Source organism: Paraburkholderia sp. CNPSo 3274 (assembly GCF_024206475.1).
Taxonomy (GTDB): Bacteria; Pseudomonadota; Gammaproteobacteria; order Burkholderiales; family Burkholderiaceae; genus Paraburkholderia.
Map to the genome: position 1 here is coordinate 115,088 of NZ_JAMBPR010000002.1, position 16,335 is coordinate 131,422.

Annotated in this window: 16 protein-coding genes and 1 riboswitch; of the genes, 8 read left to right on the top strand and 8 right to left on the bottom strand. The window is 66.9% G+C overall.

The window, feature by feature from the left end; genetic code table 11:
* Positions 1 to 17: 17 nt before the first annotated feature.
* The gene (locus tag M3I54_RS01625; protein WP_254332495.1) at positions 18 to 1,973 is read left to right on the top strand and encodes a PAS domain S-box protein; all 1,956 of its coding nucleotides are present in this window, start codon (positions 18 to 20) and stop codon (positions 1,971 to 1,973) included.
* A 20-nt stretch (positions 1,974 to 1,993) separates the two neighbouring features.
* Here M3I54_RS01625 and M3I54_RS01630 read toward each other — a convergent pair whose 3' ends face one another.
* Complete coding sequence (locus M3I54_RS01630) at positions 1,994 to 2,827, bottom strand: class II glutamine amidotransferase (protein ID WP_254332496.1); 834 nt, start codon at positions 2,825 to 2,827, stop codon at positions 1,994 to 1,996.
* A 55-nt stretch (positions 2,828 to 2,882) separates the two neighbouring features.
* The gene (locus M3I54_RS01635) at positions 2,883 to 3,560 is read right to left on the bottom strand and encodes a MarC family protein (RefSeq protein ID WP_254332497.1); all 678 of its coding nucleotides are present in this window, start codon (positions 3,558 to 3,560) and stop codon (positions 2,883 to 2,885) included.
* A gap of 245 nt (positions 3,561 to 3,805) precedes the next feature.
* Between M3I54_RS01635 and M3I54_RS01640 the strand changes: the two genes are divergently transcribed.
* Together M3I54_RS01640 and M3I54_RS01645 are read left to right on the top strand one after the other, a co-directional pair.
* Complete coding sequence (locus M3I54_RS01640; protein WP_201698763.1) at positions 3,806 to 4,021, top strand: DUF3311 domain-containing protein; 216 nt, start codon at positions 3,806 to 3,808, stop codon at positions 4,019 to 4,021.
* A complete protein-coding gene (locus tag M3I54_RS01645) occupies positions 4,018 to 5,493 on the top strand; it encodes a sodium:solute symporter (RefSeq protein ID WP_254332498.1) in 1,476 nt (491 codons plus the stop codon). The genes M3I54_RS01640 and M3I54_RS01645 overlap by 4 nt, the downstream gene beginning before the upstream one ends.
* A 61-nt stretch (positions 5,494 to 5,554) precedes the next feature.
* Here M3I54_RS01645 and M3I54_RS01650 read toward each other — a convergent pair whose 3' ends face one another.
* Positions 5,555 to 6,172: a glutathione S-transferase family protein gene (locus M3I54_RS01650; protein ID WP_254332499.1), complete on the bottom strand. Its 618-nt coding sequence runs from the start codon at positions 6,170 to 6,172 to the stop codon at positions 5,555 to 5,557.
* A gap of 13 nt (positions 6,173 to 6,185) precedes the next feature.
* Positions 6,186 to 6,551: a hypothetical protein gene (locus M3I54_RS01655; RefSeq protein WP_254332500.1), complete on the bottom strand. Its 366-nt coding sequence runs from the start codon at positions 6,549 to 6,551 to the stop codon at positions 6,186 to 6,188.
* A 103-nt stretch (positions 6,552 to 6,654) separates the two neighbouring features.
* Between M3I54_RS01655 and M3I54_RS01660 the strand changes: the two genes are divergently transcribed.
* Positions 6,655 to 7,101 carry a MarR family winged helix-turn-helix transcriptional regulator gene (locus M3I54_RS01660; protein WP_254332502.1) on the top strand — a complete coding sequence of 149 codons (447 nt, stop codon included), beginning with the start codon at positions 6,655 to 6,657 and terminating at the stop codon, positions 7,099 to 7,101.
* 2 nt (positions 7,102 to 7,103) lie between these two features.
* On the opposite strand, the gene cobM is transcribed toward M3I54_RS01660, so the two are convergent.
* Genes cobM through cbiE form a run of 3 tightly spaced genes read right to left on the bottom strand, consistent with a single transcriptional unit; the run spans position 7,104 to position 9,798 of the window.
* A complete protein-coding gene (gene cobM / locus M3I54_RS01665; RefSeq protein WP_254332504.1) occupies positions 7,104 to 7,835 on the bottom strand; it encodes a precorrin-4 C(11)-methyltransferase in 732 nt (243 codons plus the stop codon).
* Between the two features lie 14 nt (positions 7,836 to 7,849).
* Positions 7,850 to 8,575 carry a cobalt-precorrin-6A reductase gene (locus M3I54_RS01670; RefSeq protein WP_254332506.1) on the bottom strand — a complete coding sequence of 242 codons (726 nt, stop codon included), beginning with the start codon at positions 8,573 to 8,575 and terminating at the stop codon, positions 7,850 to 7,852.
* Positions 8,572 to 9,798: a precorrin-6y C5,15-methyltransferase (decarboxylating) subunit CbiE gene (cbiE, locus tag M3I54_RS01675; RefSeq protein ID WP_254332508.1), complete on the bottom strand. Its 1,227-nt coding sequence runs from the start codon at positions 9,796 to 9,798 to the stop codon at positions 8,572 to 8,574. The genes M3I54_RS01670 and cbiE overlap by 4 nt, the downstream gene beginning before the upstream one ends.
* 94 nt (positions 9,799 to 9,892) lie before the next feature.
* Positions 9,893 to 10,071, top strand: a riboswitch (cobalamin riboswitch).
* A 95-nt stretch (positions 10,072 to 10,166) separates the two neighbouring features.
* Here cbiE and cobG point away from each other — a divergent pair.
* From cobG to cobJ, 4 genes are read left to right on the top strand one after another with little or no spacing between them, the layout of a single operon-like run.
* The gene (cobG, locus tag M3I54_RS01680) at positions 10,167 to 11,552 is read left to right on the top strand and encodes a precorrin-3B synthase (protein WP_254332510.1); all 1,386 of its coding nucleotides are present in this window, start codon (positions 10,167 to 10,169) and stop codon (positions 11,550 to 11,552) included.
* The gene (locus M3I54_RS01685; RefSeq protein WP_254332512.1) at positions 11,545 to 12,171 is read left to right on the top strand and encodes a precorrin-8X methylmutase; all 627 of its coding nucleotides are present in this window, start codon (positions 11,545 to 11,547) and stop codon (positions 12,169 to 12,171) included. Before cobG ends, M3I54_RS01685 begins: the two co-directional genes overlap by 8 nt.
* Positions 12,172 to 12,903: a precorrin-2 C(20)-methyltransferase gene (locus M3I54_RS01690; RefSeq protein WP_254332514.1), complete on the top strand. Its 732-nt coding sequence runs from the start codon at positions 12,172 to 12,174 to the stop codon at positions 12,901 to 12,903. It begins immediately after the preceding gene.
* A complete protein-coding gene (cobJ, locus tag M3I54_RS01695) occupies positions 12,891 to 14,603 on the top strand; it encodes a precorrin-3B C(17)-methyltransferase (protein ID WP_254332516.1) in 1,713 nt (570 codons plus the stop codon). The genes M3I54_RS01690 and cobJ overlap by 13 nt, the downstream gene beginning before the upstream one ends.
* Positions 14,604 to 14,613: 10 nt before the next feature.
* Here the strand turns inward: cobJ and M3I54_RS01700 are convergent, their stop codons facing one another.
* Positions 14,614 to 16,185, bottom strand: coding sequence for a sensor domain-containing diguanylate cyclase (locus M3I54_RS01700; RefSeq protein WP_254332518.1), 1,572 nt, complete (start codon positions 16,183 to 16,185; stop codon positions 14,614 to 14,616).
* Between the last annotated feature and the right edge of the window lie 150 nt (positions 16,186 to 16,335).

Below are 16,335 nucleotides of genomic sequence, written 5' to 3' on the forward strand. Positions count from 1 at the left end.
TGACAGACCCGAGGACCATGACGACGCCCGACCCCGGCATCGCCGCCGAAAGCCACAACGAACGCCGCTTCGAGGCGCTCGTGGAGCCAATCGAGGACTACGCGATCTTCCTGCTCGACACGCACGGCTACATCGCGAGCTGGAATCGCGGCGCGGCCCGCATCAAGGGCTATGAAGCGCACGAGATCATCGGCCAGCATTTCTCGCGCTTTTACACCGCCGAAGCCAACGCGCGCCGCTGGCCCGATCACGAGCTGGAGCAGGCCGCGCTGCACGGACGCTTCAACGACGAAGGCTGGCGCGTACGCAAGGACGGCTCGATGTTCTGGGCCAACGTCGTCATCACCGCGCTGCGCGAGCGCGACGGCTCGCTCGCCGGCTTCGCCAAGGTCACCCGCGACCTCACCGCCGAACGCCGCCAGGTCGAGGCGCTGCGCGTTTCCGAAGAGCGCTTTCGCCTGCTCGTGGAAAGCGTGAGCGACTACGCGATCTTCATGCTCGATCCGCAGGGCCACGTGGTGAGCTGGAACACCGGCGCGACCAACCTGAAGGGCTACCGCCCCGCCGAGATCGTCGGCCAGCATTTTTCCGTGTTCTATCCGGCCGACGAGGTCGCCGCTGGCCAGCCCGAACGCGAGCTGCGCCGCGCGAAGGAGTTGGGCCGGGTCGTGACCGAGGGCTGGCGCGTGCGCAAGGACGGCTCGATGTTCTGGGCCAACGTCACGCTCACCGCGGTGCACGACGGCCACGGCCGGCTCACGGGTTTCGCGAAGGTCACGCGCGACATGACCGAAAGCCGCCGCACCGACGAACTCGAGCATTCGAGCGAGCAGATGAAGCAGTTCCTCGCCATGCTCGCGCACGAACTGCGCAACCCGCTCGCGCCGGTGCGCAACGCCGTGGCCACGATGCGCCTCATGGATGCGCCGAGCCCCGACATCGAGCGCGCGCGCGAAATGATCGACCGCCAGATCGTTCACCTCACGCGGCTCGTGGACGACCTGCTCGACGTTGGGCGCATCACGTCGGGCAAGATCGAGTTGCGCGAGGCGCCGCTCGAACTGCGCGAAGTGGTCGCGCACGCCATCGACGCGGCGCAGCCCTTCACCTCGGCACGCGGCCAGCACGTGGACGTGCAGATGCCCGACGAGACGCTCACCATGACGGGCGACCACACGCGCCTCGTGCAGGTGCTGCAGAACCTGCTGCACAACGCCTCGAAGTTCTCGCCCGACGGCAGCCACATCATCGTGGACGTGCGCTCAGCCGCGCGCGTCGTACAGATCCAGGTGCGCGACGAGGGCCGCGGGCTGAGGCCCGGCACCTACGAGTCGATCTTCGGCCTCTTCAGCCAGGACCGCTCGGTGCCGGGGCCCGCGGAAAACGGGCTCGGCATCGGCCTCATGCTGTGCCGCTCGCTCGTCGAACTGCATGGCGGCACCATCTCCGCCAGGAGCGACGGGCCCGGCAAAGGCAGCGCGTTCACGATCCGCCTGCCGTTTGCGCGCGAGATCGTGCATGCCGTGCAGCCGCCGCCGCTCGCGCCGGACACGGCCGAGCTTGCCGCGCTGGCCGAAGCCGGCGTGCCGCCGCTGCGCGTGCTCGTGGTCGACGACAACCGTGATTCGGCCGACAGCCTCGCCATGCTGCTCGAACTCAAAGGGCACGTCGTGCGCGTGGCCTACAGTGCCGCCCACGCGCGCGAGGAAGTGGACGGCTTCACGCCCGACGCCGCGCTCATCGACATCGCCATGCCCGAGATCGACGGCTATGCGACGCTGCGCGCCCTGCGCGCGCTGCCAACGCTCAAGCACACGCTGTTCGCCGCGATGACGGGTTTTGGCCAGGCCGCCGACATCGAGCTCACGCGTGCAGCGGGCTTCGAGATGCATCTCGTGAAGCCCGTGGACGTTACGCTTTTCGACGAGGTGCTCGCGCTCGCAGCGGCAAGGCAAAGGCGCCGCAGCGCGTGACGTCGACTTGAGGTGGTGCCTCAAGGTACAGTCGGCACGAACGGCCGGTATTCGACCTTGGACCCGCGCACGATAATGGCCGTCGATTCCGGCACTTCGGCCCAGACCTCGGGCCTGTCGCCAAGCGGCTCCGAAACGAGCAGATATGCGTCGTCGCCGGCCGCCGCGATGCGCGGGTCGTCGGGATACAGTTCGCGCAGGTGCCGGAACGCCGTGGTGTGATAAAGCGAGCGCGAATTGCGCTCGCTCGAATAGCGCACGGCGACGATCTGCTCGCCGTCGCATGCGCAAACCGTCATGTTGAGCGCCGGCTCGACGCCATGCTTTTTTGCGGTTTCCTCGACAAAGCCCGCCATGCGTTCCAGCGCAAGAACGGGATCGACTTCGAGACCGAACGTCATCGCGAGATTGAACATCGTCTCCGAATCCGTCGACCCTTCGAGCGCATTGAAGCGCCCGGGCTCAATCGCGACCAGCAGATCGCGCCGCATCAGCGGATAGCTGCGGATCAGGCCGTTGTGCGCGAAGATCCAGCGCCGGTGGCGAAACGGATGGCAGTTCGTTTCCTGCACGGGCGTATGCGTGGCCGCGCGAATGTGCGCGATGAACATGGGCGCACGCACCGCGCGCGCCAGTTCGCGCAGGTTGCGGTCGTTCCAGGCCGGATGCACGCTGCGGTAGCGATAGGGAATGTCGTGCGGGTCCTGATACCAGCCAAGGCCAAAGCCGTCGCCGTTCGTTGTCGTCGCGCCCTGAGTGGAGTGCAGACTCTGGTCGATCAGCGAATGCCGTGCGTGAAAGAGCACGGTTTCGAGTTGTACGGGGTTCCCGGTATAAGCGAGCCAGCGGCACATGATGGTCTCCTTCGCGTAAGGACGCTTGTGTACGCCGGCCCGTTTGAAAGCGCCGCTACTTCGCGGCGCGCAGGTCGGCGATCGGCGTGAGAAATCCGGTCAGGCCAGTCAGTATGATCTGCACCCCGATGCACAGGAGCAGAAACGACGACACGCGCATGGCCACGCGCGTGCCTTCCACACCCAGGTACTGCGAAAGCCGCGCAGCGCGGCCGTATACGTAATAGATCACGAGCATGACGAGCGCGGAGATCACGATCGACGCGAAGCTCGAGAGCAGCCACGCCGAAAGCTTGTGCGTGCGGTTGGCGCTCAGCGCGATGGCGGTGGCGATGGAGCCCGGGCCGGTGGTGAGCGGAATGGTCAGCGGAAAAAAAGCCTTGCCGGAAGCCGAACTCGCACTCATGGGCTTGACCGGATGATCGACCGCGGGCGGCTCGGGCTCGGGCGCGTTGAGCATCTGCCAGCCGCTCACGGCCACCGCGAGGCCCCCGCCAATACGCAGCGCTTCCATTGAAATGCCGAAGAAATGCAGGATGGGCGTGCCCACGAAAAACGCTGCGACCAGCACGAAGAACGCGTTGATCGCCACGCGCTTGGCGAGCAGGCGCCGCTCTTCTTCAGTGAGCGTTGCGGCACGATCGAGAAAAACGAAAGCACCGCTGAAGGGATTGATGATGCTGATGAGTCCGATAAAACCGAACAGGATGTCTGAAATCAGGCTCTCGATCATGGAGTCGATCCGGTAAGGGCATGCGCAAAAAGCGCGCCGGGCTGCGAGAAGTGTAGCCGGATCGGCGTTTGGCGTGCCTGATTGATGCCGCCCGATGCCCCAAAAAATGGCGCGTTGCACCAATATTTACGGCAAGCGTTTCAGTATTTTTGGCAGCTTTACGGGGCGCGTTCACAAGCATAGAGTGGGTGGCCTCGCACCCCGACGCGACGTTTCTTTTCTTCTCATATGAAAGAGGAGTTGCCATGTCACTGCGGTTGCTCGCTGCCTTGCCCTTTATCGGCATCCTGTTAGGGGTGCCGTTCGTCAACCGCACCGAGCCGCTCGTGCTCGGTATGCCGCTCGTGCTCGCGTGGATCGTCATGTGGGTCGTGCTGGCCGCGGCGATCATGGGGATCGTCTACCGGCTCGACCCGGTCAACCGGCTGTCGGGCGAAGCGGACGCGGAGGTGCGATCATGAGCGCCCTCATCATCATCGCGGCGATGACCTTCGTCGCGCTCTACCTCGGCATGCGCGCCCGCCGCGGGCACGACATGAGTCTCGAGCAGTGGGCTGTGGGCGGCCGCAGCTTCGGCACCGCGTTCGTGTTCCTGCTGATGGCGGGCGAGATCTACACGACCTTCACGTTCCTCGGCGGCAGCGGCTTCGCCTATGGCAAGGGCGCACCCGTCTACTACATTCTTGCTTACGGCACGCTTGCGTACATCCTCTCGTACTGGATGCTGCCGCCCGTGTGGCGCTTCGCCAAGCAGCACCGACTCGTTTCGCAGCCGCACTTCTTCGCGCGCAAGTATCAGAGCCCAGCGCTCGGCGTGCTGGTGGCATGCGTGGGCGTGCTCGCGCTCGTGCCGTATCTCGTCCTGCAACTCAAGGGCCTCGGCATCATCGTGACGACCGCCTCCTATGGCGCGATCTCCTCCACGGCGGCGATCTGGATCGGCGCGGCCGTGGTCACGTGCTACGTGATCGTCTCGGGCGTGCGCGGCTGTGCGTGGAACTCGGTCGTGAAGGACACGATGATTCTCGCCATCGCCGTGTTCCTCGGCGTCTACCTGCCGATTCACCACTACGGCAGCCTGAGCGAAATGTTCCGCGCCATCGACGCAGCCAAGCCCGGCTTCCTCACCTTCCCGGCACGCGGCCAGAGCGTGACGTGGTTCCAGTCCACCGTGCTGCTCACGGCGCTGGGCTTCTTCATGTGGCCGCACACGTTCATGTCGGTCTATACCGCGAAGAACGAACGCATCTTCCGCCGCAACGCGATGATCCTGCCGCTCTATCAGCTCATTTTGCTGTTCGTGTTCTTCTGCGGCTTCGCGGCCGTGCTCAAGGTGCCGGGCCTCAAGGGAGGCGACATCGACCTCTCGCTTTTCCGTCTCGCCCTGCAAACGTTCGATCCGTGGTTCGTGGGCGTGATCGGCGCGGCAGGCGTGCTCACCGCACTCGTGCCCGGCTCGATGATCCTCACCACGGCTTCCACGCTGCTCGCCAACGACATCTATCGCGGCGGCCTCGCGAAGAGCGCGGACGACGCGAAAGTCGCGAAGCTCGCGCGCGTTTTCGTGCCGGTGGTCGCGCTCGTGGCGGTCGGCTTCACGCTCAATGGCGGTGACACCATCGTCGCGCTGCTGCTGATGGGCTACAACTTCGTTACGCAATTGTTCCCGGCGCTGGTGTGCAGCCTTTCCGCGCGCAATCGCGTGACGAAGCAAGGCGCGTTCTGTGGCATCGTGGCGGGCGTGCTCGTGGTGATCCTCACAACGCTCACGCATGTGAGCGTGGCGCAGTTGATTCCGTTCGCGCCGGACGCGCTCAAGGACGTCAACATCGGCTTCCTTGCGCTGTTCGTGAACGTGATCGTGCTTGCCGTGGTGAGCACGGTGACGCAGCCGCGCACGCATGTGGATCATGAGCACGCGCGGGCGCATTGACATTTCATAACGCGGTAACGAGGCGGCCCAATCGGCGCGATCCGATTGGGCCGTTTTCCATTTACGCAGCCTTGCGCGCTTCGGCTATGCGCTGTGGCGCTTCGGGGCGCGCGTAGAGGCGATCGAGATACGCCTGCAAGCGCGGGAAGCCGTCCAGCAGTTGCACTTCGTTGGCCCAGTCCATCAGATATACCGTCACGCAGTCGGCGACGGAAAGCCTGTTGCCGACGATAAACTCGCGTCCTTCGAGGTGCTTCTCGAGCACCGCGGCCATGGTCTTGAAGTCCTCCCGCGCGAGTTCGATATCGGCGGGACTGCGCTTTTCCGGTGGATAAAGGAACGAGTGCCGCGTGATTCTCCAAAGCGGCTGTTCCAGCTCGGTGACCGCGAACAGGGTCCAGCGATACGCCTGCGCGCGCTCGTCGAGATCCGTGGGCAATAGCACCTTCTCCGGATATTTATCCGCGAGATACAGCACGATTGCAGCCGACTCGGGAATCACGCGGTCGCCGTCGATCAGTACGGGCACCTTGCCCGCGGGATTGATGCGCAGGTATTCGGGCCGCCTGTGCTCGCCTTCGAGCAGATTGACCGAGACGAATTCGAAATCGGCGTCGACTTCCTTGAGGCCCCATAGCGCGCGTTGCGAACGGGTGCCGGCAAAACCGTAGAGTTTCATGACGCGCCTCCGTTCAGGCACCGGGAATCGGTAGAACGGGCATCACTTCGACACCCTCGCCCGGAAAAATCGAAAAGTGCGGGTGCCCTTCGAACAGCTTCGCGGCCTCTTCGTGCGATGCGGCACGCAGAACGGTATAGCCTGTTAGCGCGTTAGACGTATCTGCGATGCCATGCTCGCCAATCGATTTGGTTTTGCCGAGCGGGCCGCCCATATCGACGATCGACGCCTTGTGCTTTTCGACCCACGCATGCCAGGCCGCAATGCCCTCCTTTTCTTTTGCATGCCGATCCGCTTCGGAAAGCGCCGCCCACCCCTTCATGCGTGCGTTGTCTTTGGTACCGAGAAAAACAACGAGAAACAGTTTCTGATCACTCATGTGTCCTCCAACTGCTGGTCTGGTTGCTGGTCTGAAAACGGAAGCAACGGCATGTCGCCCATCCGGCCTTGACAGGATAGGTTGATATCAACATAATTGCAACATGGCACGCGCAAAGAAACTTCCCTTCGAAACCACGCTATTGGTGCGCGATTGCTGCCTGTGTCTGCATATGCAGCGGGCGGCACGCAACCTTGCGCGCATTTTCGACGACGTGCTGCGTCCGCTCGAACTCACGAACGGGCAGTTTTCGCTGCTGATGTCGCTGAACCGGCCGCATCCGCCCGGCATGAAAGACGTGGCGTCGCTGCTGGCCATGGACCGCACGACGCTCACAGCCGCGCTCAAGCCGCTGGAGCGGCGCGGCCTCGTGGTGATCGAGCAGGACCCGGAAGACAAGCGCAGCCGTTTGCTGAGCCTCACGGACGAGGGGCATCAACTGCTCAACGTGGCGTTTCCGCTGTGGCAGCAAACGCACGAGGAGATCGAAAAGGAGTTTGCCGAGGGTCAAGTGGATAAGCTGCGTGAGCACTTGCGCGCGCTTTCATAACCCTAGCGCTTCTGCGCCCCATACAACGTCGAATCCGCAAACCCCTCCGCCGCGAGCACGCGCCCCACGAGAATCAGCGCCGTACGCTCGATATCCGTAGCCAGCACCTTTTGCGCGATATCCGCGAGCGTGCCCGTTACGCGCTCCTCGTCGGGCCAGCTCGCGCGATAGATCACCGCCACGGGGCAATCCTCGCCATAGTGCGGCAGCAATTCTCCGACGATGCGCGCGATATGGCGCACGCCGAGGTGAATCGCGAGCGTCGCTCGATGACGCGCGAGGTCGCCTAACTGCTCGCCTTCGGGCATCGACGTTTTCGTGGCGTAGCGCGTGAGAATGAGCGTTTGCGAGATGCCGGGCAGCGTGAGTTCGCTGCCGAGCGCCGCCGCGCATGCAGCGGTCGCGGTCACGCCAGGCACGACTTCATAAGGAATACCGAGCATACGCAACCGCCGGATCTGCTCGCCGATTGCGCCATAGAGCGACGGGTCGCCCGAATGCACGCGCGCCACGTCGAAGCCCTGGACATGCGCGCTTTCGAGCAAAGCGACGATCTCGTCCAGCGTGAGCGGCGCCGTGTCCACGACCTTGTGTGCGCGGTGGCCTTCCAGCACGGCGGGCGGCACGAGCGAGCCCGCGTAGAGAATGACGGGGCAACTGCGCACGAGGCGCTGGCCCTTCACGGTGATCAGCTCAGGATCGCCCGGCCCCGCGCCGATGAAGAAAACTGTCATGCGTTGAAACTCCGCTAAATAGGGTTCGCGAGCGCGTCGATTGCCTCTTGGGCTGACGTGAATTCACGTTGCGCGTCCTGCAGCAGCGGCCGCTGCATCATCACCACTGGCAGCCCCATTGCGCGCGCGACGGCGAGCTTCGCTTCGGTCGCGGCGCCGCCGCTGTTCTTGCTAACCACGACGTCGATGCGAGCTTCGGTAAAGAGCGCGCGCTCGCCTTCGACTGTGAACGGCCCGCGCGCGTCGATGATGCGAGCGCGGGCGTGGCCGGGATGCGCTTCGAGGCAACGGATCGTCCAGTGCTGCCGCTCCGGCACTTCGTTCAGATGCGCAAGCGGCTCGCGCCCGAGCGTGAAGAGCGGGCGCGCGAACGGCACAATCGCTTCAACCAGGCCGGCCCAGCCGCTCACCATGCGCCAGTCGTCGCCGGGCTGCGGCTGCCACGGCGCACGCCGCAGCGCCCAGTACGGCACGTGTGCCGCCGCGCATGCGCGCGCCGCGTTGGCGCTGATCTGCGCCGCATAGGGATGCGTGGCGTCGACAACGAGTGCGATGTTTTCGTCGGCGAGAAAGCGTGCGAGCCCTTCTGCCCCACCAAAGCCGCCCACACGCACCGCGCAGGCGAGATCGGCGGGCACGCGGCCCAGGCCCGCGAGCGAGTACACGTGCCGCGGGCGGAGCGTGCGCGCGATCGCCAGCGCGTCGCCGGTGCCGCCGAGCAGCAGGATGCGCGCCGTCATGGCTTGACGGCCTCGTAAAGCGTGACAGGCAAGGCCTGACGCCAGGTATCGAAGCCGCCCAGCGGCTGCGCCTCGCCGATGCCAATGCGCGTGAGCGTGCCGCCGTGCTGCGCGCGCCATGCCACGAGTGTCGCTTCGCTCTGCAACGTCACCGCGTTCGCGACGAGCCGCCCGCCGCTCGCGAGCGCCGCCCAGCACGCGTCCAGCACGCCGGGTACGGTCACGCCGCCGCCGATGAATACCGCGTCGGGCGCGGCGAGTCCTGCGAGCGCTTCGGGCGCGCGGCCCGCAACGAGTTGCAAACCTGGCACACCCAACGCCGCGCGATTGCGCTCGATGAAGCGTTGACGCTCGGCGTGCGCCTCGATCGCGATCGCGCGGCAAGCGGTGTGCGAGCGCATCCACTCGATGCCGATCGAGCCGCTGCCCGCGCCCACATCCCACAGCAGCGCGCCGGGCGTCGGCGCGAGACGCGCGAGCGTGAGCGCGCGAACGTCGCGCTTCGTGATCTGACCGTCGTGGCGGTAGGCGTCGTCGGGAAGGCCGGGCGTGAGCGTCCAGCCGCGCGCGAGCGTTTGCGTACGATCGCTTTCGCACTCGAACGCGACCAGATTGAGCGCCGCGGCTTCTTCGACGTGCCACGCATCGGCGCGGCCTTCGATGCGGCGCTCGAGCGGGCCGCCCAAATGTTCAAGCACGGCAAGACGCGTGGCGCCGAAGCCCGCTTCGGCGAGCAACGCTGCAAGCGCCGCGGGCGTGTGCCCATCCGCGCTCAACGCGAGCACGCGCGAGCGCGGGTAGAGGTGGCGGCGCAGCGCATCGAGCGGACGGCCGACGAGCGAGACCATCGCCGTATCCTGCAGCGCCCACCCCTCACGCGCCGCCGCGAGCGAGAGCGACGACGGCGCGGGCAGCACACGCATTTCACCGGGCGCCACGCGGCGCGCGAGCGTCGCGCCCACGCCGAACAGCATGGGGTCGCCGCTCGCGAGCACGCATACGGACACATTCGACTCGCGGTACGCAAGCAGCGCCTCCACGCTGAACGGCTGGGGCCACGCTTCGCGCCGCGCACGCACGCGCGAGGGCAGCATCACGAGATGGCGCTCGCCACCTGTCACGATGGCCGCGTCGAACAGCGCGCGCCGCGCGTCGCGCCCGAGCCCCGCGTAGCCATCGTCGCCTATGCCCACCACCGTCAGCCATGCCTGCGTACCCTGCATTCGTTCTCCCGCCGTTGCCTGTTTTGTTGCCGGTTTCTCTACACCGCCACGGGCCCGCGGCCCGATCGTGGGGCGGAGCACGCGTGAAAACGGGCATAATACCGTGTCCGCCGGCGCCTTTAAGGCATAGAAGGGAACACAGCAAGCTGTGGCCGCCCCCGCGACTGTAAGCAGCGAGACCGCATCCACCCGAGCCACTGGTGTTTTACCGGGAAGGCCGATGCGGTCCACGACCTGCGAGCCAGGAGACCTGCCGGCCGAATGTTCGCGCGAACCCATATCGGGCGGGGTGTACCGATACCGCTGCCGTTTCCCGCCTCCCTTGCGGGCAGCGCGCCGCTTTAGCGCGATGCTTACCCGGTACTCCCTTGAAACACGAAACGAAGCCCGTCTCGCCCGCTGCTGCATTGGCCGTGCTCCGCCCCTCGGCGTGCCCGGGGCTCGTACGCGTGGTCGCAGCGCGCGACGGCGCCCTGTGCCGCATCCGCCTGCCTGGCGGCGTGCTGAGCGCCGCGCGTGCGCGCGCCCTCGCCGATGCTGCGTTGACGCATGCGAGCGGCGTGCTCGAACTGACCAATCGCGCGAACCTGCAGATTCGCGGCGTGCGCGCGGGCGAGGAAGCGGCGTTGAGCGCCACGCTGATCGGCGCAGGCCTCGGCCCCGCTGGCATCGACGTCGCGAGCCCGGTCGAGCGCGCGTGCGCCGCCGACGAATTGCGCAACGTGATGCTGAGCCCGCTCGCGGGCCTCGACCCTAACGCGTTGTGCGACACGACGGCACTCGCCGCCACGCTCATCGACATGATGCAGCGCGAGCCGCGTTTCGCCACGCTCTCGCCCAAGTTCGCGCTGCAACTGGACGGCGGCGAACGTGTGGCGATGCTCGAGCATCCGCACGACATCTGGCTCGCCGCGCTGCCGCATGGCGCAACGGTGCGCTTCGCGGTGGGCCTCGCGGGTTGCCCCACGACGCACCCAATCGGCACGCTCGCTGCCGGGGACGTTTGCGCGTCGATGCGCGCGCTGCTGCATGCATTCCTCGATCTCGCCGGTGTGGATGCAACACGCATGCGCGACGTGCTGGCCGCTCACTCGCTCGATGCGCTGCTGCAGCGCGCGCAACAGCATGGCGATTTCGCGCTGATGCGTGACAACGCCGCGTTGCACGCGTGGCGCCGCGCGGCGAGTCCCGCCGACTTGCGCCTCGGCGCGCACGCGCTGCACGCCGACGGCAGCGGCTATGTGGGCGCGCAGCCCGCGCTCGGCCGTATCGACGCGCAAACGCTGCGCGCACTCGCCGCGCTCGCCGAAGACTCAAGCGATGCGACATTGCGCGTGACGCCATGGCAAGGCGTGCTGCTGCCCAACGTGCCCGCGCACGCCATGGCCGCCGCGCTCGAACGCCTGCACGCGCTCGGCCTCGTCGTCTCGCGTACCAACCCGCTCGCGCGCCTCATCGCGTGCACGGGCTCGACGGGATGCGCAAAAAGCCACGCGGACACGAAAGCCGACGCACGGCGCCTCGCCGCCCTGCTGCCGCCCGACGCCGAAGCCCACCTGAGCGGCTGCGAGCGCTCCTGCGCGGCCGCGCATTGCGCGCCGTTCACGTTGCTCGCCAGCGCCCCAGACCACTACGACTTGTACCAGCGCGACGACACGCAAAGCGGCTTCGGCCAGCTCGTCGCGCGCAACCTGACGATCGAAGCCGCTGCGCTCGCACTCGCGCAGCGGCCCCGGAGTACCCAAGATGTCTGATTACATCCGCGACGGCCAGGCGATCTATCGCGAGTCGTTCGCGACGATCCGCGCCGAAGCCGACCTCTCGCGCATTCCCGCCGACCTCGAAAAACTCGCCGTGCGCGTGATCCACGCATGCGGCATGGTGGACGTGACCGCCGACTTCGCGTTTTCCTCAGGCGCGGGCACGGCGGGCCGCAACGCGCTCGCGGGCGGCGCGCCGATTCTCTGCGACGCGAAAATGGTCGCCTATGGCGTGACGCGCGCGCGCCTGCCCGCGAACAACGCCGTGATCTGCACGCTCGACGATCCCGCCGTACCCGATCTCGCGCGCGAGATGGGCAACACGCGCTCGGCAGCCGCGCTCGAACTGTGGCGGCCGCATCTTGCAGGCGGCGTCGTTGCGATCGGCAATGCGCCCACCGCGCTCTTCCATCTGCTCGACATGATTGCCGCCGGCGCCCCGCGCCCCGCGCTCGTCCTCGGCTTTCCCGTGGGCTTCGTCGGCGCGGCCGAGTCCAAGGCGCAACTCGCCGCCGTGAATCACGGTGTGCCCTTCGTCGTCGTGCACGGCCGCCGTGGCGGCAGCGCGATGGCCGCCGCCGCCATCAACGCACTCGCTTCGGAGACCGAATAAATGATCCGCAAAGGACGTCTGCACGGCATTGGCGTCGGCCCCGGCGACCCCGAACTGCTCACGCTCAAGGCGCTGCGCCTGCTCAAGGCCGCACCCGTGGTCGCGTATTTCGTCGCAAAGGGCAAGAAAGGCAATGCGTTCGGCATTGTCGAGGCCCATCTCGAAGCGGAGCAGGAACGCCTGCCACTCGTGTACCCCGTGACGACCGAAGCGCTCGAACCGCCGCTCTCGTACGAAGCGATCATCGCCGACTTCTACGACGGCGCGGCGCAAATGCTTTCGCGCCATCTCGACGCCGGACGCGACGTGGCAGTGATCTGCGAGGGCGACCCGTTCTTCTACGGCTCGTACATGTATCTGCACGACCGGCTCGCCGCGCGCTACGAGGCCGAAGTCGTGCCGGGCGTGTGCTCGATGCTGGGCGGCGCGGCCGTGCTGGGCGTGCCGCTCGTCTACCGCAACCAGAGCCTCGCAATACTCTCGGGCGTGCTGCCGGAGGACGAATTGCGCCGCCGCCTGGCCGACGCGGACGCCGCCGTCATCATGAAACTGGGCCGCAACTTCGACAAGGTGCGCCGCGTGCTGGGCGAGCTGGGCCTCGCGCAGCGCGCGCTGTATGTCGAGCGCGCAACGATGGCGAACCAGCGCATCGTCCCACTCGACGACGTCGATCCGATGGCTTCGCCCTACTTCTCGCTGCTCGTCGTGCCGGGGGTGAAATGGCAGTCGTGACGCCGCCCGCCATCGTCATTCTCGGGCCCGGCGCGCTCGCCACGGCGCGGCGCGTGCAGGCGCTTTACCCAGGCGCGCAGGTCCATGCGCTGCAAGGCCGCGTGGAAGGCGATGTCGCGTTCAGCGAGCTTGGCGCGCATTTGCGCGAATGCTATACGCGCGGCATGCCCATCGTCGCGCTATGCGCGGCGGGCATCGTGATCCGGTGCCTCGCGCCGCTCTTTGCCAACAAGGGCGCGGAGCCACCGGTGCTCGCGCTCGCCGAGGATGGCAGCGCCGTCGTGCCGCTGCTCGGTGGGCTCACCGGCGTGAACGTCATGGCGCGCGAAATTGGCGCGGCGCTCGCGGTTGCGCCCGCCATCACCACGAGCGGCGAATTGCGCTTCGGCACCTGCCTGCTCGATCCGCCCGCGGGCTATGCGCTGGCGAGCCTCGCGCAAGGCAAGCGCTTTGTCTCCGATCTGCTTGCGGGCGCAACGACACGCGTGGATGGGCAGGCACCTTGGCTGGAGAACGTCGATCTGCCGCGCGACGCGGCGGCGCGCCATGCCATCCGGGTGAGCGCGCACACGTGGGACGGCAGTCCCGACGACCTCGTGATTCATCCGCGCAGCATCGTCGCGGCTGTGAGCGCGCCGCATGAGGCGCTTGCCGATAGCGTGCGCCGCGCACTCGATGCACACGGCCTCGCGCCGCTCGCGCTGGCGGCACTCGTCGCCCCTTCTGCACACATGCGCGATGCGTCGCTCGCACGGGCGGCAACGGAACTCGGCGTACCGCTGCGCTTCGTCGATAGCGCGGAGAACACGCCGCAAGTCACGCTCGCCGCCCTCGACTTTGCGGCGGACGTCGAGCGCTACGCGCCGAACGAAAACGGCATCGCCCTCGCCTGCGCGGCCGCGCCGCTCGACCCGCTCGCGCTGGGCCGCGCGCGCGGCAAGCTTACGGTGCTGGGCCTCGGCCCCGGCCGCGCCGACTTGCTCACGCCCGCCGCGCGCGCCGCGCTCGACAGCGCCACCGATATCGTCGGCTACGCAACCTATGTGGAAATGGCGGGCCCGTTTCGCGTGGACCAGCAGCGCCACGCCACCGACAACCGCGAAGAAGTGCAGCGCGCCCGCCACGCGTTCGAGATGGCGAGCGAGGGCCGGCGCGTGGCCGTGGTCTCGTCGGGCGACCCCGGTGTGTTCGCCATGGCGGCCGCCGTGCTCGAAGCGCTCGAAGGTTCGGGCAACTCGCGCTGGCACGCCGTCGAGCTGGCGATCGTGCCAGGCGTTTCCGCCGCGCTCGCCACGGCCGCGCAAGTCGGCGCGCCGCTCGGCCACGACTTCTGCGTGCTTTCGCTCTCCGACAACCTGAAGCCGTGGACGGTGATCGAAAAGCGCCTGCTTCACGCGGCGCAGGCCGATCTCGTGATGGCGTTCTACAACCCCATCTCGCGTGCGCGGCCCTGGCAGCTCGAGCGCGCGCTGGAAATCGTGCGCAGCGTGCGCGCACCGCACACGCGCGTGGTGCTGGGCCGCGACGTGGGCCGCCCCGGCGAGACGCTGCGCGCCACGACCCTGGGCGAATTGCGTTCGGCGGACGTCGATATGCGCACGATGGTGATCGTCGGGTCGTCGGCCACGCGCGGGTTCGCCCGCGGCGACGGCGGCGAGTGGATTTATACGCCGCGCTGGTATCGTGAGGATGCCGAATAAAAAGGCGTGCTCACGCCTTCAAAGTGGGTAGCGAGTCGCGCGGGTCGGGTGGCGCGCCCTCGAATTCGCGCGCCTTCACCTGGTTGCGACCCGCCTGCTTCGCCGCGTAAAGCTCCGCGTCGGCGGCGCGCAGCAGCGCCTGCGCGCCTTCGCGCTCGCGCGGCACGCAGGTGGCGCAGCCAATGCTCACGGTCAGCGTGCCATGTTCGCTGTGCTCGTGCGCGATTCCCAGCGCCGCCACTTGCTGGCGCACTCCTTCCGCGATTTTCACTGCGCCATCGGCAGGCGTGGCCGGCAGGACCACGGCGAACTCCTCGCCACCGTAGCGCGCAACCATGTCCGTCGCGCGGCGGCAGGCCTCGCGTATCGCGCGGGCCACAGCGGCGAGCACTCGATCGCCCTCGGCGTGCCCGTAGAAGTCGTTGAAGAGCTTGAACTTGTCGATGTCGATGAAGAGCACCGAAAGCGGTTCGCCCGCGCGTCTCGCGTGCTGCCATTCGGTTTCGATGCGCAAGTCGAGCGCGCGCCGGTTGAAGAGGCTCGTGAGCGCGTCGGTGACCGCGAGGCGTTCGAATTCTTTTTGCGTGGCGAGCCGCGTGCGCATCGAAAATGCGAGCAGCCACGACGATGCGGCGACCAGCGCGCCGAAGATCAACGCCATCGGCGCGTAGATGCGCAGGCGGTGGCGCCATGCGTCGAGCGCGCCGTCCACGGAAGGCGCGACCACCGCGATGAGCGACGTGTGCGGAACGCGCTTAAACGTGTAGATGCGCTCGACCGCGTCCGCCTCGCCCGCGGCGATGAACGTCCCGGCACTGGTTTTCAGCATCGGCTGCACATAATCCAGCTCGCTGATTTGCGCCCCCACTTCGTAGTCCGAATAGGGACGGTGCGCGAGCATCGTCCCGTCGCTCAGCAGGACGAACGCGCTGCCCCTGGGGTCAACGTCGATCCGGTCGAATAGTTGCTGAAAATATGCGAGCCGAAGCGTGAGTAGCACGACGCCGCCAAACGAGCCGTCGTACTCGCTCACGCGGCGTGACAGCGCAATCGAATATTGGCCTTCGCGCGTGCGCGAGCGAATTGGGTCTGAAATATACAGGCCGACCGAGCGCTCGTGCTGCGCCGTGAAATAGTCCCGGTCCGCGAGATTGACGCCGGGATACGCGCGGCCGTCCCGCGATTCGACGATATGGCCGCTCGCGTCGGCGTAGAACGCGTCGTCAAGATACGCGCCGGTCGCCACGCGGCCGAACAGCAGCTTGCGGCGGATGTCGGCAGGAAGGCTTTGCGCGCGCGGGTCGCGCGCGCTATCGGCGGCATCGAGCAGCAAGAGGTCGTAGATGCCGAAATTCGCCTCGAGGTCGTTCGACATCAGCGCAACGAGCGAGGCCGAATTGTGCTGCGTGCTGACGATGGCCTGCGTGCGCTGCTGCATCAGCCCCACCAGCACGATGGCCACGATGGCCGCGCCGACTAACGAGCCCATCGTGCCGACAATGAACGGATGGCTCCCCACCCACTGCATGAGCGCCCGATTCCGTTGGCAGAGGATTCGCAAACATCGTGTCCAGAGCTTCATGAGGCGTTTCCTCTTGCTCCGCTCGTTTGATTTACACCGCTTGTACCGCGTGCCGACCGAATACAGATTGCATGCAGCGGCCATCATACTGCGCCTCGCGAAACCGCCTTCGAATCGCGGCACGCGCTCAATTTCCCTGCCGCAGCGCCG